Annotated in this window: 23 protein-coding genes and 1 pseudogene; 10 read left to right on the forward strand and 14 right to left on the reverse strand. The window is 39.6% G+C overall.

What is annotated here, in order from left to right; all coding sequences use genetic code 11:
* Positions 1 to 18: 18 nt before the first annotated feature.
* From MKP09_RS01760 to MKP09_RS01775, 4 genes are all read left to right on the forward strand, one after another.
* A complete protein-coding gene (locus tag MKP09_RS01760) occupies positions 19 to 1,599 on the forward strand; it encodes a RagB/SusD family nutrient uptake outer membrane protein (protein ID WP_240826155.1) in 1,581 nt (526 codons plus the stop codon).
* Between the two features lie 63 nt (positions 1,600 to 1,662).
* Positions 1,663 to 1,845 (forward strand): hypothetical protein, encoded by a 183-nt coding sequence (locus MKP09_RS01765; RefSeq protein ID WP_240826156.1) that lies wholly within the window; start codon positions 1,663 to 1,665, stop codon positions 1,843 to 1,845.
* Positions 1,846 to 1,880: 35 nt separating this feature from the next.
* Positions 1,881 to 2,501, forward strand: a complete 621-nt coding sequence (locus MKP09_RS01770; RefSeq protein WP_240826157.1) for an MFS transporter — start codon at positions 1,881 to 1,883, stop codon at positions 2,499 to 2,501.
* Positions 2,502 to 2,524: 23 nt separating this feature from the next.
* On the forward strand, positions 2,525 to 2,899 hold the full coding sequence (locus tag MKP09_RS01775) for a hypothetical protein (protein WP_240826158.1): 375 nt from the start codon (positions 2,525 to 2,527) through the stop codon (positions 2,897 to 2,899).
* Between the two features lie 246 nt (positions 2,900 to 3,145).
* On the opposite strand, the gene MKP09_RS01780 is transcribed toward MKP09_RS01775, so the two are convergent.
* The 3 genes from MKP09_RS01780 to MKP09_RS01790 form a co-directional block, all read right to left on the reverse strand.
* Complete coding sequence (locus MKP09_RS01780; RefSeq protein ID WP_240826159.1) at positions 3,146 to 4,906, reverse strand: heavy metal translocating P-type ATPase; 1,761 nt, start codon at positions 4,904 to 4,906, stop codon at positions 3,146 to 3,148.
* Positions 4,864 to 5,292 (reverse strand): cation transporter, encoded by a 429-nt coding sequence (locus tag MKP09_RS01785; RefSeq protein WP_240826160.1) that lies wholly within the window; start codon positions 5,290 to 5,292, stop codon positions 4,864 to 4,866. The genes MKP09_RS01780 and MKP09_RS01785 overlap by 43 nt, the downstream gene beginning before the upstream one ends.
* 137 nt (positions 5,293 to 5,429) lie before the next feature.
* Positions 5,430 to 5,822, reverse strand: coding sequence for a C40 family peptidase (locus tag MKP09_RS01790; protein ID WP_240826161.1), 393 nt, complete (start codon positions 5,820 to 5,822; stop codon positions 5,430 to 5,432).
* A 371-nt stretch (positions 5,823 to 6,193) separates the two neighbouring features.
* Here MKP09_RS01790 and fumC point away from each other — a divergent pair, with 371 nt between their 5' ends.
* Both fumC and MKP09_RS01800 read left to right on the forward strand, forming a co-directional pair.
* Positions 6,194 to 7,591: a class II fumarate hydratase gene (gene fumC / locus MKP09_RS01795; protein WP_240826162.1), complete on the forward strand. Its 1,398-nt coding sequence runs from the start codon at positions 6,194 to 6,196 to the stop codon at positions 7,589 to 7,591.
* Between the two features lie 150 nt (positions 7,592 to 7,741).
* A complete protein-coding gene (locus MKP09_RS01800) occupies positions 7,742 to 8,119 on the forward strand; it encodes a GxxExxY protein (protein WP_240826163.1) in 378 nt (125 codons plus the stop codon).
* Between the two features lie 351 nt (positions 8,120 to 8,470).
* On the opposite strand, the gene trmD is transcribed toward MKP09_RS01800, so the two are convergent.
* The 4 genes from trmD to MKP09_RS01820 form a co-directional block, all read right to left on the reverse strand.
* Positions 8,471 to 9,079 carry a tRNA (guanosine(37)-N1)-methyltransferase TrmD gene (gene trmD / locus MKP09_RS01805; RefSeq protein WP_240826164.1) on the reverse strand — a complete coding sequence of 203 codons (609 nt, stop codon included), beginning with the start codon at positions 9,077 to 9,079 and terminating at the stop codon, positions 8,471 to 8,473.
* 178 nt (positions 9,080 to 9,257) lie between these two features.
* Entirely contained in the window at positions 9,258 to 9,449 is a 192-nt protein-coding gene (locus tag MKP09_RS01810; RefSeq protein ID WP_240826165.1) for a hypothetical protein, read from the reverse strand.
* Between the two features lie 16 nt (positions 9,450 to 9,465).
* Complete coding sequence (locus MKP09_RS01815) at positions 9,466 to 9,855, reverse strand: RNA-binding S4 domain-containing protein (protein WP_240826166.1); 390 nt, start codon at positions 9,853 to 9,855, stop codon at positions 9,466 to 9,468.
* Positions 9,856 to 9,916: 61 nt separating this feature from the next.
* Complete coding sequence (locus MKP09_RS01820; protein ID WP_240826167.1) at positions 9,917 to 11,305, reverse strand: dipeptidase; 1,389 nt, start codon at positions 11,303 to 11,305, stop codon at positions 9,917 to 9,919.
* A 224-nt stretch (positions 11,306 to 11,529) separates the two neighbouring features.
* Between MKP09_RS01820 and MKP09_RS01825 the strand changes: the two genes are divergently transcribed.
* On the forward strand, positions 11,530 to 12,027 hold the full coding sequence (locus tag MKP09_RS01825; RefSeq protein WP_240826168.1) for a DUF7151 family protein: 498 nt from the start codon (positions 11,530 to 11,532) through the stop codon (positions 12,025 to 12,027).
* Between the two features lie 101 nt (positions 12,028 to 12,128).
* Entirely contained in the window at positions 12,129 to 12,557 is a 429-nt protein-coding gene (locus MKP09_RS01830; protein WP_240826169.1) for a DUF7151 family protein, read from the forward strand.
* Positions 12,558 to 12,585: 28 nt separating this feature from the next.
* Here the strand turns inward: MKP09_RS01830 and MKP09_RS01835 are convergent, their stop codons facing one another.
* The gene (locus MKP09_RS01835) at positions 12,586 to 13,302 is read right to left on the reverse strand and encodes a cysteine desulfurase family protein (RefSeq protein ID WP_262915069.1); all 717 of its coding nucleotides are present in this window, start codon (positions 13,300 to 13,302) and stop codon (positions 12,586 to 12,588) included.
* A gap of 70 nt (positions 13,303 to 13,372) precedes the next feature.
* A complete protein-coding gene (locus MKP09_RS25195; RefSeq protein ID WP_262915070.1) occupies positions 13,373 to 13,750 on the reverse strand; it encodes an aminotransferase class V-fold PLP-dependent enzyme in 378 nt (125 codons plus the stop codon).
* Between the two features lie 183 nt (positions 13,751 to 13,933).
* Here MKP09_RS25195 and gltX point away from each other — a divergent pair, with 183 nt between their 5' ends.
* Together gltX and MKP09_RS01845 are read left to right on the forward strand one after the other, a co-directional pair.
* A complete protein-coding gene (gene gltX, locus MKP09_RS01840; protein ID WP_240826170.1) occupies positions 13,934 to 15,238 on the forward strand; it encodes a glutamate--tRNA ligase in 1,305 nt (434 codons plus the stop codon).
* Positions 15,190 to 15,465, forward strand: coding sequence for a hypothetical protein (locus tag MKP09_RS01845; protein WP_240829075.1), 276 nt, complete (start codon positions 15,190 to 15,192; stop codon positions 15,463 to 15,465). Before gltX ends, MKP09_RS01845 begins: the two co-directional genes overlap by 49 nt.
* A gap of 72 nt (positions 15,466 to 15,537) precedes the next feature.
* Here the strand turns inward: MKP09_RS01845 and MKP09_RS01850 are convergent, their stop codons facing one another.
* From MKP09_RS01850 to MKP09_RS01875, 5 genes and pseudogenes are all read right to left on the reverse strand, one after another.
* Positions 15,538 to 16,077, reverse strand: coding sequence for a dihydrofolate reductase family protein (locus MKP09_RS01850; protein ID WP_240826171.1), 540 nt, complete (start codon positions 16,075 to 16,077; stop codon positions 15,538 to 15,540).
* Between the two features lie 51 nt (positions 16,078 to 16,128).
* Positions 16,129 to 16,455 (reverse strand): annotated as a pseudogene (locus tag MKP09_RS01855) (excinuclease ABC subunit UvrA); the annotation flags it as partial.
* Between the two features lie 70 nt (positions 16,456 to 16,525).
* The gene (locus tag MKP09_RS01865) at positions 16,526 to 17,584 is read right to left on the reverse strand and encodes an excinuclease ABC subunit UvrA (protein ID WP_240826173.1); all 1,059 of its coding nucleotides are present in this window, start codon (positions 17,582 to 17,584) and stop codon (positions 16,526 to 16,528) included.
* Between the two features lie 89 nt (positions 17,585 to 17,673).
* Positions 17,674 to 18,378 carry an excinuclease ABC subunit UvrA gene (locus tag MKP09_RS01870; RefSeq protein WP_240826174.1) on the reverse strand — a complete coding sequence of 235 codons (705 nt, stop codon included), beginning with the start codon at positions 18,376 to 18,378 and terminating at the stop codon, positions 17,674 to 17,676.
* A 194-nt stretch (positions 18,379 to 18,572) separates the two neighbouring features.
* The gene (locus MKP09_RS01875) at positions 18,573 to 19,031 is read right to left on the reverse strand and encodes a GNAT family N-acetyltransferase (RefSeq protein WP_240826175.1); all 459 of its coding nucleotides are present in this window, start codon (positions 19,029 to 19,031) and stop codon (positions 18,573 to 18,575) included.
* Between the last annotated feature and the right edge of the window lie 59 nt (positions 19,032 to 19,090).

Consider the following 19,090-nt stretch of genomic DNA (forward strand, 5'->3'; position numbering starts at 1 on the left):
TAATTAAAACACAAACAGATGAAATCAAAAAATATACTATATATACCTTTAATATTGGGGGCATTCGTTACAATATTGCCATCCTGTACCAAGCTTAATGAAGAATTTAGAAGTGAATTAGAAGAAGGATCGAATGTTGAGGCAACCGGTTTGCTGGTAACTGCATACACATCTTTAAACACGCCTTATCAACAGGAACAAAGATGGGTACTGCAGGAGATCTCAACAGATGCAGCAATGGCTCCTACCCGTGGCGGCGACTGGGATGATAACGGTATGCACCGTGCTATACATTTACATACCTGGAATCCAGATAACGGTTACATGAATAATACCTTCGTAAGTCTGGGTACGGCAATCTATAATGCAACTAACGTATTACGTTTTAATCCAAGTGCACAGCAGGCAGCTGAAGCGAGATTTATCCGTGCCATAGCTATGTTTGATATGCTTGATTTGTATGGTGTAGTACCAATAAGAGAAGGCGAGTCCTTAGAGGATTTTAGAATTCCTCCCGAAGTATTGCAGCCACAAGCTGCTATGGATTATATGATTAAAGAATTGAATGAAATCATAGGTGCGCTTCCCAACAGCAATACTAAATCGGCTTATGTAGCTAACAAAAATGCTGCAAAGGTTTTATTGATGAAGATATATTTAAACAAAGGCGTGTTTCTAAACAGACAGGCTCCAACATTTGACGTCGCTGATATGAACCAGGTAATTACGCTGGCAAAAGAAATTACTGGATCAGGCTTTTATACAGTATCCGCAGCCGGCAAGTACTTCGATAATTTTGCACCCGACAATGATGTGAAGTCTACAGAAAACATTTATACACTGTTTAATAAAAATGGTGAAAGAGGAGGTAATGTAGATAGAACTTGGAATACCATCGCTCACTATAATTTAAATCCAGGTGGGTGGAACGGCTGGTGCACCTTGTCTGATTACTATGATAAATTTCAGGCAATAGATGAAAGAAGGGGAATATATTATGATTATCCAGCTGATACAACGTCAAACAGAAGTAAAGACTATGATAGGCAGAATGTAGGTTTCTTCGCCGGCCAACAATACAACTGGTCTACCAATCAGCCGTTAAATGCAAGAAACCCTGCTAATGCACCTTTGGTATTTACAAGAGAAGTAACCATACGTACATCAGGGGCAACGCTTGAAACGGCAGGTATACGGCCTATGAAATATGCGTTCGACTATTCAGTAACCGGTCAAAGAAATAATGATTGGGTGGTGTATCGTTATTCTGATGTTTTACTGATGCAGGCAGAAGCAATTTTGCGTGGTGGAACAGGTGGTACTGCTGCCGAAGCTTTAGGTTTTGTAAATAGCATTAGAACTAAGCGTGGGGTAGCTGCATTTGGGTCGCTTACACTTGATAATCTGTTAGATGAACGTGCGCGTGAATTGTATTGGGAAGGTTGGAGAAGGCAGGATCTGATCCGGTTTGGTAAGTTCTTGGAAGCATGGCAGGAGAAAGCCGCTGATCCTGATCCTAAAACATTGGTTTATCCAATACCAAGTCAGCAAATTGCAGTAAATCCTAACCTTACACAAAACCCTGGATATACTAAATAAGATTTCTTAATCATAGCTTAAAGAAGGCCATTAACTAAGTGGCCTTTTTTGCATTTTTGTAATATGCTACATAACTGGAAAATAAAATTCTTTCTTTACATCAATTATTTTGTATTTGCCATATTGCTGAATAGCGTAGGCATTGTAATAGCAAAGTCTATTAATGTGTATGGCGTGAATGAAAAAGCCGCGTCCGCTTTAGAGGCTTTTAAAGATTTGCCTATTGCAATTGTATCTTTTTTATAGCATCTTTTTTACCCAGGTTGGGTTATAAAAATGGCATGCTCATCGCGCTCGTAATCGTATTTGTAGGTTGTTTGGGTATGCACTTTGCCAATAGTTTTTGGGCGGCAAAAATGATGTTCTTGTCGGTAGGTGTCAGTTTTGCATTAATAAAATTGTCTGTTTACAGTCTTGTAGGAGTTGTTACTGATACGCCGCGCCAGCACTCGTCTTTAATGAGTTCTATCGAAGGAGTTTTTATGGTTGGCATCGCAACTGCTTATTTTTTATTTCCTGCATTTTATTCAGAAACTGATGTGAACGCATGGCTTGAGGTTTATTTAGTATTGTGCGGCCTTATAGCGTTGTCTTTTTTGTTTCTCATTTTTTCTAATGTTCAAATACCGGTGCAAACGGCAGGGGCTGATTGGAAAGACGACATAAAGAATTCACTTAGCCTTTTAGTTATTCCTTTAGTCCTGGTATTCATCGGCTCTGCTTTTTTCTTTGTAATGATCGAACAAGGTATTATGACATGGCTGCCACGCTTTAACGAAAAAGTTTTTTTATTTTCAGAAACATTAAGCGTACAAATGGCTTCGCTACTTGCAATATCATTAGCTGTAGGCAGATTTATAGCAGGTTGGTTATCCAAAAAATATCATGGGCTATTATTGTAATTGTTTGCGCCGTTTTAGCCATTTTGCTATTACTCGCGGTACTTCCAAAGCTTGAAGCGTCAAATACACTAGAAAAGTTTAACGCTTTTTCCGAAGTGCCCATGCTTGGTTTTATGTTGCCTTTAATCGGGTTATTTATTGCGCCAATTTATCCATTACTCAACTCCACCGTATTAAGCCATCTGCCTAAAAATCTTCATGCACCGATGTCAGGGCTCATTATTATTTTTTCTGCATTAGGCGGAACACTGGGCTCAAGAATTGTAGGAACGCTGTTTGGCAGTATTGGTGGTGTTAATGCGTTTTATTTTTTAATCATTCCCATTTTGTTATTGATCATTTCTGTATTGATTATTCAGAAGATGACGAAGAAGCGCGCTGCCGCCGGGTTTTCGTGAATTATACTTTTTGAATCATCAGTGAATATGTGGCATCTTCGTTGCGTCGCACATTTCAACTGTAGAATATATGGCATCCTATATATTCTTCGCCAATTGTCTGAACTATGATTTATAGAATTAATGTATTAATAAGATTGAAAATTTGAATAATCACTATTCAACAATCAATCCTCAATGAAGCTCGCCTACTCACTACTTGCTATTTTTCAACCAGTCAACTATCATCTGTCATCTTCTCCTCTATCACTCCACTTTCTTCACCAGCAACCTGCTGCTATTTACCGCCAGCACCACATCGCTGAAAGCCATAATCAACGCTCCAAAAGATGGCGTTAAAAAGCCTAAAGCAGCAACAGGAATGGCAATGATATTATAAGAGAATGCCCAAAACAAATTCTCTTTAATCGTTTTATAAGTGTGTTTGCCTAAGCCCAAAGCAGTTGGCAGTTTTTTCAATCCGTGATTCATTAATACAACCTGCGCAGTTTGCATCGCTATTTGCGAAGCATCGCTCATGCTAATACCAATGGTTGCTTTAGCCAATGCTGGTGCATCATTGATACCATCACCCACCATCGCTGTTTGTGTTTGTGCATTTTTTGCTGCAATAATTTTTAGTTTTTCTTCCGGAGTTTTTTCGGCAATCACTTCATCAATACCTAATGTTTTTCCAATTAAATCTGCTTTAGCTTTTTTATCACCGCTTAGTAAAACGGTTTTAATGTTTTTGCTATGAAAATAATTAACCACCTGTTTTGCTTCCGGTCTCAATTCATCAGTAACATCAATAACGCCAATCAACTTATTGTTTTCAACAATGTAAATATTATGTGTGTCATCTTTGGTTAAATGATCCGCTATTTTATAAGAACCTGCACGATATTCATTGCCACTTTTATCTAAAGCACGCATGCCTTCGCCTTTGATTTCTTCAATCTTTTGCCAGCGAATATCTCCTTTGGCTTTCCACTCTTTCGCAAATACTTTGGCAATAGGGTGATTGGAATATTTTTCCAACGAATACACCAGCAATTTAAATGTAGTGTCATCAATCCCATTATCTAAAACGGTGTAATCTGTAATTGAAAAATTCCCGGTAGTCAATGTTCCCGTTTTATCAAAAACAATCTGTTTAATATCTTTAAAATTTTCGAGGCTGGTGGCGTTTCTAAATAAGATGCCATTACGTGCGCCACGCCCCAAACCCACGGCAATAGCAGCAGGTGTTGCCAACCCCATTGCACAGGGGCAGGCAATTACCAACACCGCAATGGCGCGCATTAATGATGATGTAAAATCGTCTAAAACAATCCAATTTATAATTAACGTAAGCGCAGCAATACCCAATACAATAGGAATAAAAATGGCACTGATTTTATCAGCCATTTGTTGTACCGGCGGTTTTTCGCCTTGCGCTTCCTGCACCATATTTATAATCCCCGAAAGCACAGTATCTTTACCCACCGCCGTTACCTGTGCTTTAACGGTGCCGTCTGTAACAATGCTGCCGCCAATCAATTTATCTTTAGCCTGTTTGTTTACCGGAACACTTTCGCCGGTAATAACCGCTTCGTTCACGCTTACATCGCCCCATAATATTTTACAATCTGTAGGAACCTGTTCGCCACTTTTGATTAGAATTAAATCTCCAGTTTGTAATGCACTGCTTTCAACGGGAAAAACATTTTCATTATGTTCATTATCATAAGCAATCATGTTGGCCATTACCACCTGCGTTTGCGCCAGTTTTTTTAATTGTGCCTGTGTAGCATCAACAGCTTTTTCTTCAATAAAATTTCCCAAGAAAACCAACGTAATTACAGTTGCGGCAGTTTCAAAAAATATGTATTCGCTTTGTCCGGTTAACATGCCATACAAACTATATACAAATGCAGCAGTTGCGCCAATGGCGATCAATACATTCATATTCGGCATTCCATTGCGAATGCTTTTCCAGGCGCTTATACCAAAAAAGACATGCCCACAATATAAACTGGAAGGCATAATGCCAACTGTATGTAAGGTTGCATGATCCAACTATGATGCATAGCGGGTATCATGTGTAACATAAGTATTAATGTAAAAGGAAGGCAGAACCAAAAACGTTGTGCATTGTTTTTAATAAATGCGCCTTTTACCTTTCCCTGTTCGTTGGTGTGCGCGTGACTTGATTGATGTTCATCAACCACGGTATAACCCAGATCGGCAAGCCCTTTTGAAATTTTATCAATAGATGCGTTGGCGTTATTTTCAAAACTCACATCGCCTGTAGCAAAGTTGACCCGAATGTCTTTGCCGCCTTCTTTAGTCAAATATTTATTAATGGTAAGCGCACAGGTGGCGCAATCCATGCCTTTCACTTTCCAGTTTATTTTTTCTTTTGTATCCATAACTCACTATTATAACGTGCAAAGTTATAGCAAGGTTGAAGGAATGGTTGATTCAGCCGGAGGTATTATTAAAACATGGTTGCAGAAACCAATTCTTTTATTGCAATAGCGTTGCGAAAGGTTAAAGCTCAATCTCGCTACAGCCCCGTCTCTACAGAAATTACTTTTACAAATCTTGAAAGATAGTATTCATTCAGCGATGTAATGGTTACGCCATTGGCTTTTCCTGAACTTGAGTGTATAAATCGCAAACTGTCAGTATTAGAAGTAATGATGCCCATGTGGCCCACTATTGTTGAAGTTGAATCTGTTCCGGTAAATAAAATAAGGTCGCCGCGTTTTGCTTTTTCTTTAGGAACTGTAATGCCTTTGTTGGTGAACTCCACTGAAGATCGCGGAACATCCAATCCAAAATGGTTGAAGACATATGTAATAAAGCCGGAGCAATCGAAGCCTTTTGAAGGATCGCTGGAAGCATATAAATAAGGAATGCCTTGTAATGTTTCTGCAAAATCTACAATTGTATTCAAAGGGATTTTTTTGTTCCAGGCAGCTAGATCTTTTTTTGTTTTTTGAAGTGAATCCCTGGTTTGCGGCAATGTGTCGACGAAGACTGAATCTGTCGCAGCGACAGTTGCATCAGATTTCCTTTCACCAATTATGAAACAAGCATAGTAAGAAATGCCAGCGAGCACCAATAATATAATGATGAAATATTTCACGGTAAAGAGTATGTGAATTTACTGATAAACGCGCATATATAGGATGCCATATATTCTACAATTGAAATGTGCGACGCAACAAAGATGCCATGTGTTTACTGTCGACTACAAAAATATTTTACTGCGAATTGGTCTAAACAATACCTTTGTTAGCATCTCAAATAAATTTTACAACGATTATGGAATACAGAATTGAAAAGGACACGATGGGCGAGGTGAACGTACCTGCCAATGCTTTTTATGGTGCGCAAACGCAGCGCTCGATTGAAAATTTTAAGATAGCGCAGGATATTAATAGAATGCCAAAAGAAATTATTCGGGCGTTTGCTTACCTGAAAAAAGCGGCGGCAATTACGAATCAAAAAGCGAAAGTGCTGGCCAAAAATAAAAGTGTGTTGATTGGCAAAGTTTGTGATGAAATATTGGATGGTAAATTGGATAATGAATTTCCATTGGTGGTGTGGCAAACGGGAAGCGGCACGCAAAGCAACATGAACGTGAATGAAGTAGTGGCGTATCGCGGACATGTATTGAATGGCGGAAAGTTGACAGACAAGGAAAAATTTTTACATCCAAACGATGATGTGAATAAAAGCCAGAGCAGCAACGATACTTTTCCAACGGCGATGCATATTGCGGCTTATAAAATATTAGTGGAAGTAACGATTCCGGGCATTGAAAAACTGCGCGATACGTTGAAGAAGAAAAGCAAGCAGTACATGAAAGTGGTGAAAATAGGACGTACGCACTTTATGGATGCCACGCCGCTTACATTGGGGCAGGAGTTGAGCGGATATGTATCACAACTGGATCATGGATTGAAAGCGATTAAAAACACATTACCCCATTTGAGCGAGCTGGCTTTGGGCGGAACGGCTGTTGGTACTGGGATTAACACGCCCGATGGATATGATAAGAATGTGGCAGCCGAAATTGCGCGTCTTACCAAACTGCCTTTTAAAACAGCAGAAAATAAGTTTGAAGCATTGGCAGCGCACGATGCCATTGTAGAAGCGCACGGTGCATTGAAAACCGTGGCGGTTAGTTTGATGAAAATCGCCAATGATATTCGTATGCTTTCGAGCGGGCCGCGCAGCGGAATAGGTGAATTATTTATTCCGGATAATGAGCCGGGTTCGTCTATAATGCCGGGAAAAGTGAATCCAACGCAATGCGAAGCACTAACAATGATTGCGGCGCAAGTAATGGGTAATGATGTGGCGATAAGTGTGGGCGGTGCTAATGGGCATTTTGAACTGAATGTGTTTAAACCCGTAATGATTTATAATTTTCTGCATAGCGCGCGCCTGATTGGTGATGGCTGTGTTTCTTTTAACGATAAATGCGCTGTGGGACTGGCTCCTATTGAAAGTAATATTAAAAAGCATGTTGATAATTCGCTGATGCTGGTAACGGCGTTGAATACAAAAATCGGTTATTACAAAGCGGCAGAAATAGCACAGAAAGCGCACAAAGAAGGCACAACGTTGAAAGCAATGGCCGTGAAACTGGGATATCTTACTGAGAAAGAATTTGACGAGTGGGTGATTCCGGCTAAGATGGTTGGGAAAATATAATTTTATGCCACGAATGCACGAATTGATTGGTTTAAGGCAAAGATTTATGCCACGAATTCACGAATAATCGATTTAAGAAAAGAGTGCATGCTGCAAAGGATTAATTCTTATTCGTGAATTCGTGGCTAAATTACTTACATCAAATAATCTATGACTGATTCTGTACTATTTAAAGAAGAGAGCTTTGAAATTATTGGTGCTTGCATGGAAGTTCACAATAATTTGGGAATCGGCTTTTCAGAAATAGTATATAAAGATGCTTTAGTATATGAATTTACTAAGCGGCTTATCCCTTTCGAAAGGGAAAGAGAGTATATAGTTCGCTACAAAGAGATTGTTTTGCCCCACAAATTTTATGCAGACTTTATTGTGTTTGATAAAATTATACTTGAAGTAAAATGTTGTTCACAACTTGCCAATGAACACACGGCTCAATGTCTCAATTATCTTAAAGTTTCAAATAATCAATTGGCGCTACTTGTTAATTTCGGAGAGCTTCGATTGAAAAGCAAACGTGTTGTATTATGACACAGTAAGCCCGAAAATTTTTTAAGAGAGGTTTGCCACGAATGCACAAATAATATGATATTGATTTTTATTTTAGACCAAATATTCATCGTATAATGCTGATACTACAGTTGTTTAGGCCAATGAGATTGGTCTATAACAAATGCGCAATTGGTATAAGAATGAATCTTCGTTGGATAAATATTAATTCAGCTAACCCAGTCGGTGTTCTTTTGTTTGTTGTACAGAAGATGAAGAAGTTTGCTACGAATAAATTGGTTTTTATTCGTGCATTCGTGGCAAAAAATCATTCCAGCAAATCAGGCCTTCTTTCTTTAGTGCGTTGTATCGATTGTTCATAACGCCAGTCTTCTATTTTTTATGATTGCCACTCATGAGTACGTCGGGTACTTTATTGCCACGAAAATCTACAGGCCGTGTATAAACAGGCGGCGCTAATAAATTATCCTGAAAGGAATCCGTTAAAGCGGAGGTTTCATCATTCAAAACGCCAGGCAATAAGCGCCCAATAGCATCAACCAAAACTGCAGCAGCCAATTCTCCACCGCTCAATACATAGTCGCCTATGGAAATTTCTTTGGTTATATATTGTTGGCGAATGCGTTCATCAATACCTTTATAATGACCACAGATCATTAACAGGTTTCCTTTTAAAGAAAGGGTATTGGCAATTTGTTGGTTAAGCCTTTCACCATCAGGCGTGAGATAAATAATTTCATCGTAATTCTTTTCTTTTGAAAGTTCTTCAATAGCGTTGGCGAGCGGTTCGCACATCATTACCATTCCGGCACCGCCGCCATATTGGTAATCGTCAACTTGTCCGTACTCATTCACCGCCCATTTGCGCAAATGATGCACCTGAACGGTCAGTAATCCTTTGTCCTGCGCACGTTTCATGATGCTATGTTCGAAAGGGCTGGTTAATAATTCGGGAACTACGGTAAGTATATCGATGTGCATGATGGCAAATGTACGGTGTAAAAATGTACGATTTGCGATGCAATGTCATTAACTTAACGGGGCGTCATGCCGACGTAAGGAGGCATCTCCTATAGTTAGCATCTTTTATGAAATAAGGATATCTCTCTGCGGACGAGATGACGGTTTAAGTTAACGACATTAAATTACGATGTACGAATTATGACAGCAGTTGCAGCAAATCGTTTATTTGTTTGGCACTAAGGTTTTGAGTTTCCGGTTTATCGTAAATAGATAAAAGATAAACGGTTTTCTTTTTGGGAAGAACAGAAGTTTTTACGTAAGAAATATCACTCAGCACTGCCATTAATGCTGGTGCTTTATCGTCTGGTATTTCTAACAAAATTTTCATATTTCAAAATTACGGTTTATTCGCCATCCATAAAATCATCCAGGTTCCGGCGTTCTTTTTTGGTCGGTCGGCCAATTTTACTGAGACGCTTGCCGCTGTAAAATGAAGGTGCCTGTATTTTAGTTTTTTCTAATTCTTCAGGCGGCGTAAGATCAACATAATATTTTATGGCTTCTTCATACTTAACGCGGGTGTGTAGCAAGCCGGTAACTTTTATAACCCATTTTCTTCCTTCGGCTCTTATGTCGTAAATATCTCCCAGGTGCACATTTTTGCCGGGCTTGGCGCTTTCTTCCTGATACTTCACACGGTTGTCGTTACAAGCATCAGTTGCCAATCGTCGTGTTTTAAACAAGCGAATCGACCATAAGTATTTGTCAAGACGAAGTTTTTCTTTTTCCATCATAGCAAATATTGCAATTTTTTTAGTTAGCCACGAATACTCGAATGAATTTTGTTCAACTCCATTATTCGCGTATTCGTGGCATCGCGCTACTCTGCAAAAAACTTATGGAAATAAGGATGGTTTCTATCCCTTTATAATAGTTCTCAATATTATACTTTTCATTGGGGCTGTGTAACCCATCATTATCTAGGCCAAATCCCATAAAGATAATTTTGGTACCCAATTCACTTTCCAATGTATGGCAGATCGGAATGCTGCCTCCACCTTTTACCGGAATAGGAGTTTTGCCAAAAGTAGTTTCCAGAGCTTTACTGGCTGCCTGGTATCCTTTACTGTCAATAGGCGTTCCGTAAGGCTCGCCTCCATGATGTTCAAAAGCATTTATAGTAACGCCGGACGGAGCTATTTTTTTAAAATGATTTAACAGCAGTTCAGTTATTTTTTCACTTGTTTGATTGGGAACTAATCTCGCAGAAATTTTCGCTGTTGCTTTTGCCGGTAATACTGTTTTTGCACCTTCGCCTGTGTAACCGCCCCAAATTCCGTTCAGCTCTAACGTTGGCCTGATGCCGGTTCGCTCGTAAGTGCTGTAACCTTTTTCTCCCCAAAGTTCTTTGATACCAATTTCATCTTTGTAACCTGTTTCATCAAATGGTGCTTTATTGATCAATGCCCTTTCGTCGTCTGAAAATGTTTGCACATCATCATAAAATCCTGGAATAGTAATATGATTGTTTTCATCGTGACAACTGGCAATCATTTTAGATAATACAACAATTGGATTTGCAACTGCGCCGCCATAAGTGCCGCTATGCAAGTCACGCGCTGATGCGGTAACTTCCACTTCAATATAACTTAAACCGCGAACGCCGGTATCTAACGAAGGATTTTCCATGCTTAACAAAGAACTATCGCTGATCAGTATCACATCTGCTTTTAATAACTCTTTATTAGCCGCAACAAATTTGCCCAAATTAGGCGAGCCTACTTCTTCTTCTCCTTCAATAATGAACTTGATATTGGTTGACATGGTATTGGTTTGTACCATTGTTTCCAACGCTTTTACGTGCATATAAAATTGGCCTTTATCATCAGCACTTCCGCGTGCAAATACCTTTTCATCTTTTATGGTAGGTTCAAAAGGAGGTGTATGCCAAAGTTCCAAAGGCTCAGCCGGTTGTACATCATAATGGCCATAAACAAGAACAGTTGGCTTTGCAGGATCTATTATCTTTTCAGCATACACAACAGGGTGTCCGCCCGTCTCCATTACTTCTGCTTTATCACATCCGCTGGCGAGTAAAGAGGCCTTTACTGCTTCCGCGCATTTTATCATATCGCCTTTATGTTCGCTTTTAGCACTAACCGATGGTATGCGCAGCAAATCCATCATCTCATTTAAAAAGCGCTCTTTATTTTTTTCCTGATATTCTTTCCAAACCTGGCTCATATAAATAATATTTATTGTGTGTTACGAAGGTAGCAGATTTCGATAATGTATCCCTATGATGGATGGATAATACTGCCCAGATATGCTGTGCATCATGATCAAAATCAAAATATTGTATAATTATAAAACATATTTTAAACTTAACGGGCTACCTGTTTTATTCTTAATCTGTTTACTTAATTTCGCGACCTAAACTAACTTTCTTATACCTAAACCAAATAAGTATGCAAAGCTGCTCTATTTCTCTTATTCTATTAAGTGTTGTTCTTTTTGGCTGTTCAAAATCCGGTGACGGGACTGATGGTGCCGATGGGAAAATAAGCCTGATCGATTTTGTAAATGAACCTGCAGGAACTAATTGCTCTGCCGGAGGTTATAAGGTGTTAACAGGAATTGACCAGAATGGCAATGGAACACTTGATGCAAGTGAGATTCAAAATACTAAATACCTGTGTAATGGTGGCGGCGGAAATGGCTCCAACGGGAAAAATTCGCTGATATCTTTTGTTACAGAAAATGCTGGAACCAATTGTTCAAAAGGTGGCTATAAAGTAATGTCTGGTTTGGATGCCAATGGGAATAATGTTTTAGAAACTACTGAGGTGCAAAGCACAAAATTTATATGCAATGGTGATGAGGGAAAAGTATCGCTGATTTCAGTGGTTGCTGAACCAGCGGGAGCGAACTGCGCTTCAGGGGGCATAAAATCAATAGTGGGTTAGACAACAATGGGAATAATATTTTAGATAATAATGAAATTCAAAGTTCGAAGTATATCTGTAATGCTGCAGGCGGTTCCGGTTCGAATGGCTATAATAGCCTGGTGAGCGTTGCGGTTGAACCTATTGGAGCTAACTGCGCAGGCGGTGGCAACCGTATCAATTATGGGATGGATTTAAATAGAAATTCTATTTTAGATAATAATGAGATTACGACTACAACATATATGTGTAATGCGAACCGTGTATATGCATCAGTGGTGAGCCAGGCGGGCACTGCCGCTCCAATTGGCATTCCTATAATAAACAATCTGGATGTTACTATTACATGGACGAGAACGGGCCTAGGTGTTTATAGAGGCACCATTAGTAAAAGTTTGAATCTACAAAAAACAATCGCTTTAAGTAATAATACCGGTCTTACAGCTACATTGCAAAATGCAACAACTATTCTTTTAGAAAACAGATGTGCTGTAAATACTTTTTGCGACGGATTTGTAAATGTAACAGTGGGTCTTTTGGTGGTTGACTAATTTTGAACATAATAAACCCACTGGACTGTTATATTAAAATCTGGCTTCTAAGATCGCTGACTTTTTCTGCAACTTCTTTGATAACGAGATCAATCTCATTTTCAGTGGTAAACCTGCCTATACTAAAGCGTAAGGCTGATCTGGAAAGCGCTTCATCTATACCCATCGCTGCCAAAACATAAGATGGATCTAGGCTTCCGCTGGTACAAGCAGAACCGGATGATAAAGCAATTGTTTTATTTAGCGCCGATAATAGCAGGCTGCTGTTCAGTTGTGCAAACGAAATATTTAATACATGCGGTAACCGAAATTGCGGATGGCCGTTTAAAAAAGTATCAGGTATTTGCAGTAATGCATCTTTTAACGCATCTCTTAAATGCTGTAACTTTTTTTGTTCTTCAGGCATTTCAGTTATACATAATTCACAGGCTTTGCCTAGCCCAACAATTCCCGGAACGTTGAGCGTACCGCTTCGTATATTTTGTTCGTGACCGCCGCCTGTAATTTGAGGCGTTATTTTTACGCGTGGGTTTCGGCTTCTGATATACAACGCGCCAACACCTTTTGGCCCGTATATTTTGTGTGAACTGAAAGCAAGTAAATCGATTTGTAATTCATTTACATCAGCCGGTATTTTACCAACGGCCTGCGTAGCATCGCAAAAAAATAGCACTTTATGTTCCTTACAAATCGTTCCTATTTCTTTAATAGGCTGAACAACGCCTGTTTCGTTATTGGCAAACATTACCGATACCAAAACCGTTGAAGGTGTTATTTCTTTTTAAGAGATTCAATATTTATAAGTCCGTCTTTGTTTACATCCAAATAACTAACCGAAGCTCCTTTTTTTCTAATGCTTTGCAAGTGTCTAAAACGGCTTTGTGTTCGGTTTTTACTGTGATAATATGATTGCCTTTTATAGCATACATTTCAAAAACGCCACGCAACGCCAGGTTACAGGCTTCGGTTGCTCCCGAAGTAAAAATGATCTCGCGGGGTTGTGCATTGATAAGCTTGGCGACACGCTCACGGGCCTGTTCTACTGCTGCTTCAGCCTGCCAGCCGAAACTGTGTGTACGACTTGCCGTATTACCAAAGTATCTTGTAAAATAAGGTAGCATTTCGTTTACTACCCGCTCGTCGCATGGCGTGGTGGCGCTATAGTCCATGAAAATTGGAGAGTTTGAAGCCATGCGATAAAGTTAACTGATAAGTTGAAAGGTTGCAAGTTTCAGGTTTGTAGCGTTTATGTGGGATGATATATGTTCTGCTGTACAAGCGAGCGTGGCAATACCGATGAGTAATATTCATCTGCCTGGACAATAAATTTGGTCTCTATTCGTGCATTCGTGGCGATACCAATGTACATTTGCGCCATGAGCGATAAGAAAGTAAGAGTACGTTTTGCGCCTTCTCCTACAGGAGGGTTGCATTTGGGCGGTGTGAGAACCGTGTTATATAATTATTTGTTTGCTAAAAAACATGGCGGAGATTTTATTTTAAGGATAGAGGATACGGATCAGACAAGGTTTGTACCCGGAGCAGAGGAATATATTTTTGATTGTTTGAAATGGGCGGGATTAGAGCCTGATGAAAGCGTGCAACATGGAGGTGATTTTGGACCCTACCGACAAAGTGAGCGCAAAGAATTGTATAAAAACTATGCGGAGCAATTGGTTGCTGAAGGCCATGCGTATTATGCTTTTGATACGCCCGGGGAGTTGGAACAAATGCGCCAGCAATATAGAACGGATGAAAATCCGGCTCCACAATATGATAACAAAGTTAGAATGCAAATGCGCAATTCGCTTACGCTTGATGGCGATACAGTGCATGAGCTGATGCATAGTGACACGCCTTATGTGGTGCGCATCAAAATGCCGGATGAGGAAACGGTGAGTTTTAACGATATGATTCGCGGCGAAGTGAGCTTTAATACATCGCTGGTTGATGATAAGGTATTGCTTAAAGCTGACGGTATGCCTACTTATCATCTGGCGGTAGTTGTTGACGATCATTTGATGGAAATTTCTCATGCTTTTCGGGGTGAAGAATGGTTGCCAAGTGCGCCGGTGCATGTGCTGCTTTGGAAGTATTTGTTTGGTGAAGATAAGATGCCGCAATGGGCGCACTTCCCGTTGATACTGGGTCCCAGCGGAAAGCTTAGTAAACGTGATGGCGCTACATACGGATTCCCGGTATTTGCAATGAACTGGACTGATCCTAAAACCGGCGATCTTACGGAAGGGTTTAAGGAGATGGGTTTTCTGCCTGAAGCATTCATGAATTTGCTCGCTGTGCTTGGTTGGAACGATGGCACGGAGCAGGAAATTTTTTCACTGGATGAGATGATTGAGAAATTCTCGATGGATCGCATACATAGTGCGGGCGCTAAATTTGATTATGAAAAGGCTAAGTGGTTTAACCACGAATGGATAAAGAAGTTGACAGTTGACAGGTTACAATTGTTGGTAAAAGAAGTGCTAAAAAGCAAAGGCATCGAAGTGGCAGATGACGAGTTGCTTAACAAAGTAATTGATTTAGTAAAAGATCGTTGCACACTATTGACTGATTTTTATGAGCAGGCCGGATATATTTTTTCAAAACGCCTGAAAGCATTGATTTATCTGCTATTCAGCCGAAATGGAATGATGCTAAAGCCATGTTCTTCCAGGAGCTGATTCGCAACTATCAATTGTCAACCCTTTGGGAAGCGCAGGATCTGGAAAATAATTTTAAAGAAATAGCCGCCGCTAATCAGCTAAAACCAGGAGAAGTAATGCTGCCGCTTCGGATCATGTTAGTGGGAGGGAAATTTGGCCCGGGCGTTTTTGATATTGCACAGATCATTGGTAAAGAAGAAACGATCAAACGGATTCAGCATACTGTGGGATTGCTTAACTCGTAGGGAGTAGGAAAGAAGCGAGTAGCGATTGGGAAAGCCTGGACAAACAAGGCGTTGTCCGGGCTTTTTTATAAATTACTTTTCATAGATTATCTGCACGACACCGGACTTGAAAGGGTTAACCTTCGACAACTTAAAATTGATCCTTTCTTTCAGGTTTTCAAACAACGGTTTGCCAGCGCCTAATGCCGTTGGGTGAACAGAAATTCTGTACACATCTATCAGATCAAGATCTATAAATGTTTTGATCAATCTTGCACCACCATAGAGCCAGATGTCTTTGCCGGGTTGCTGCCTGATCTCATTCACTTTTTCTGCAATGCCCGAATCGATATATGTAGCGTTATTATCCTGCTTAGTTTTACTGGAGAAAACATATTTCTTTTTGGAATGGATAGCTGACCAGAAAGATTTTTCTCCCATTGCCGCATCTGCTTCCGGTTGAAAATTTCCCCACATATCATAGCTTACGCTGCCGTAAAAAATCGTATCAATGCCCGAAAGAAAACCTTCAAAGTCCATATCGTCATCCATAATACACCAGTCAATTTCTCCGTTTGGTCCTTCTATAAATCCATCAAGTGTTGTAGCGAGGTCTAGAATAATTTTTTTCATTTTTACTTTTTGTAATGTGTATTGTTTTCTTTTCAAAATAAAATACGGCGATCATTTAGTAAGATGTTTCTTTAAATATTCACCTGTTACAGAAGACGTGTTTTGCAGCAGTTCTGTAACAGTACCTTCAAATATTAATGTGCCTCCATATTTCCCTGCTCCAGGGCCAATATCGATAATCCAGTCGGCTTGCGATATGATGTCAAGGTTGTGTTCTATCACAATTAATGTATTGCCTTTGTCAACAAGCCTGTTAAGTATTTTCATTAGTCTTTCCGTATCAGATGGGTGCAAGCCAGTGCTTGGTTCGTCGAGCACTAAAATATGGTTTTCCTTTTTCAATTCCTTCGCTAGCTTCAGTCGTTGTCTTTCGCCGCCTGAAAAACTGTTAAGCCGTTGTCAAGTGTTAAATAGCCAAGGCCCAGGTCAGTAAGCAGCTGAAGTTGCTTTACAAATTCTTGTTCTTCAAAAAAGATTGTGCTTCTTCTACGGTTAGCCGCATCACTTCGGCAATGTTTTTTCTCTTGTAGCGATATTTTAATACATTGGGATCAAACCCGCTTCCGTTGCATACTTCACAGGGTTCTTCCACATCTTCCATAAAGGCAAGATCAATCTTATCAATTCCCAGTCCTTTGCAATTGGGGCAAGCGCCTTCACTATTACGACTAAAAAATTTATCACTTACATTATTTGCATGTGCAAAGAGCCGCCTTATGGTATCTGAAATTGAAAAGTAAGTAAGCAGGTTGGCGCGTGCACTGCCTGCAATCGCCGACTGATCTATAAGGTTCACTTCGGGAAATTGTGCTGGAAGTACTTTAGTGATTAGCGTACTTTTTCCTGAACCGGCAACACCGGTAACTACTGTCAGGTTTTGTTTTGGGATGCCTACCGTTATATTTTTTAAGTTGAAAATGGTTGCATTTTTGATGGTGATAAATGTCTCTCTGTTGCGAGGCTGACGATTGTATGATCTCTTTCCTGAAAAGTAATTACCTGTTTTGCTATCAGATTTTTTTAAACCGGCAAAGGATCCTTCGTAAATAATTTCACCACCGTTAACTCCCGATAAAGGACCCATGTCAACAATATGATCGGCTAGTTTGATCAGGTCCGGGTCATGCTCTACAATCAGTACAGTATTTCCTTTACCCTTGATTTGCCTGATGATATGAGAAATATTGTCCAGGTCTTTGGGATGCAGGCCAATGCTGGGTTCATCAAAAATGTATAAAAGATCTTCAAGGCTGTTGCCGAGATGGCGTACCATCTTGATACGTTGCGATTCGCCGCCAGAAAGTGTGTTTGTAGTTCGATCTAGCGTTAGGTATTGAAGCCCGATGTTGACAATATTGGTTAATTTTTTTATTAACTCTTGAAGGATTGTCTCCAGTGATTTTGAAGATAAGGATTGTATAAAAGCAAGTAATTCATCAATAGGTAATGCAGAACAGTCGGCGATATTTTTGTTTTTAATTTTGCAGGAAAGAATTTTCTCATTCAACCTTTTTCCATTGCATATTGGACAGGTTACGCTGACAACAACTTTTTTCCTCGATTCTTTATGTGTGTTACTTTCTTTTGATTCCTTCTTTAAAAATCCTTTTTCGATCCGGGGATGACACCTTCATACTTAACTGTTTTTCCCCATTCTCTTCCAGTGTGTTTGGGTTTATGTTCTTCCGAATATAAGAGCAGCTCCCATTCCTGCTTTGTGTAGTTCTTTAATTTTTTATCGTTGTCGAAATAGCCTGAATAAACATAGCGTGTCCAACGCCAGCCGCCGGGTTGAAAAGTTGGAAACCGTATGGCCCCTTCGTTTAAAGACTTTTCTTTATTGATCAGTGCATCCACATTTATTTTTTGTACATAACCCAAACCTTCGCAGTTGGGGCACATGCCCTGCGGATTATTAAAAGAAAATACATTGGAATAACCTACGAAAGGCGCTCCCATGCGCGAGAATAACAGGCGCAGCGATGCATATACATCTGTAGCGGTACCTACCGTAGACCGCACATTGCCGCCAAGTCTTTTTTGATTGATGATAACCGGAACATTGAGGTGTTCAATTTTGTCGACATCGGCAACTCCCAAGTGCATAAGACGATTTCTAACAAAACTGTTTTGCGTTTCGTTTATCTGACGTTGCGCTTCGGCGCCAATTGTTTCAAAAACCAGGGACGATTTTCCGGAACCGGAAACACCGGTAAAAACAGTAATGTTGTTTTTAGGAATTTCCAGGGATATGTTTTTAAGATTATTTTGCCGGGCGCCTGTTATTTTTATCGCTTTCATATTCAGATTTTAGAGCATTACCTGCCATTATTTTTTTTACAGTATACAGGAACATGGGCTGTATGAGATCGGGAAATTTATTAATTAAAAACAGGAATGAAACAGCTAAGTCTGTGCCGGAATCTTAAAACCAGCAAGTGTATTCAAAAAGAGGTGACTTAGATAAGCATTGCCGCATCTTTATATAAGAGCGATCAAATTTTTTTCTTATCAAGATTGTATGCAAAATGCACTACTGATTCTTCAGCCGAGGGTTGTGTTGAGCGGTAAAATTCTATAGCATAATCATCAGCCTTATCTGCCTGCACAAAAACTTCTGCATATCCTTTTTCCTTGCAGTATTCATTGGTGAAAGTAATAAGTGCTTTACCTATTCCTTGACGCTGGTATTTCGTTAATACAGCCAGATCGTAAATATAAGCCAGTGGTTTTTCCAAATAATATTGATCAAGAGTATAAACCGTTAAGCCGCCGATAATTTTATCTTCACGCTTTGCTACTATTGCAAAAAAGGTATCGCTGCCTAGCAATTTTTGTAAATGCATTTTCGATGGACTGATAAAACCAGGCATGTCAAAAACAATTGCAAAAACTGAAATTAATTCTTCCAGATCTTTAAGACCTATTATTATATTGATTTCTGTTCTATTCATGTTGAATATTTAATTCCTACTTTAAAAATCTAATAAAAACACGTTACCGAATTTAATAC

Origin of the sequence: Paraniabella ginsengisoli, assembly GCF_022513635.1 — a bacterium.
GTDB lineage: Bacteria > Bacteroidota > Bacteroidia > Chitinophagales > Chitinophagaceae > Niabella > Niabella ginsengisoli.

Excerpts from the sequence above, each read along its gene's own strand:
- MKP09_RS01875 (WP_240826175.1), bottom strand. The coding sequence starts at position 19,031 with ATGAATAGAACAGAAATCAATATAATAATAGGTCTTAAAGATCTGGAA.
- fumC (WP_240826162.1), top strand. The coding sequence starts at position 6,194 with ATGGAATACAGAATTGAAAAGGACACGATGGGCGAGGTGAACGTACCT.
- MKP09_RS01825 (WP_240826168.1), top strand. The coding sequence starts at position 11,530 with ATGCAAAGCTGCTCTATTTCTCTTATTCTATTAAGTGTTGTTCTTTTT.
- MKP09_RS01800 (WP_240826163.1), top strand. The coding sequence starts at position 7,742 with ATGACTGATTCTGTACTATTTAAAGAAGAGAGCTTTGAAATTATTGGT.
- MKP09_RS25195 (WP_262915070.1), bottom strand. The coding sequence starts at position 13,750 with ATGGCTTCAAACTCTCCAATTTTCATGGACTATAGCGCCACCACGCCA.
- MKP09_RS01765 (WP_240826156.1), top strand. The coding sequence starts at position 1,663 with ATGCTACATAACTGGAAAATAAAATTCTTTCTTTACATCAATTATTTT.
- MKP09_RS01835 (WP_262915069.1), bottom strand. The coding sequence starts at position 13,302 with ATGTTTGCCAATAACGAAACAGGCGTTGTTCAGCCTATTAAAGAAATA.
- MKP09_RS01820 (WP_240826167.1), bottom strand. The coding sequence starts at position 11,305 with ATGAGCCAGGTTTGGAAAGAATATCAGGAAAAAAATAAAGAGCGCTTT.
- MKP09_RS01760 (WP_240826155.1), top strand. The coding sequence starts at position 19 with ATGAAATCAAAAAATATACTATATATACCTTTAATATTGGGGGCATTC.
- MKP09_RS01770 (WP_240826157.1), top strand. The coding sequence starts at position 1,881 with ATGCTCATCGCGCTCGTAATCGTATTTGTAGGTTGTTTGGGTATGCAC.
- MKP09_RS01815 (WP_240826166.1), bottom strand. The coding sequence starts at position 9,855 with ATGATGGAAAAAGAAAAACTTCGTCTTGACAAATACTTATGGTCGATT.
- MKP09_RS01785 (WP_240826160.1), bottom strand. The coding sequence starts at position 5,292 with ATGGATACAAAAGAAAAAATAAACTGGAAAGTGAAAGGCATGGATTGC.
- MKP09_RS01780 (WP_240826159.1), bottom strand. The coding sequence starts at position 4,906 with ATGCCTTCCAGTTTATATTGTGGGCATGTCTTTTTTGGTATAAGCGCC.
- trmD (WP_240826164.1), bottom strand. The coding sequence starts at position 9,079 with ATGCACATCGATATACTTACCGTAGTTCCCGAATTATTAACCAGCCCT.
- MKP09_RS01850 (WP_240826171.1), bottom strand. The coding sequence starts at position 16,077 with ATGAAAAAAATTATTCTAGACCTCGCTACAACACTTGATGGATTTATA.
- MKP09_RS01810 (WP_240826165.1), bottom strand. The coding sequence starts at position 9,449 with ATGAAAATTTTGTTAGAAATACCAGACGATAAAGCACCAGCATTAATG.
- MKP09_RS01870 (WP_240826174.1), bottom strand. The coding sequence starts at position 18,378 with ATGAAAGCGATAAAAATAACAGGCGCCCGGCAAAATAATCTTAAAAAC.
- gltX (WP_240826170.1), top strand. The coding sequence starts at position 13,934 with ATGAGCGATAAGAAAGTAAGAGTACGTTTTGCGCCTTCTCCTACAGGA.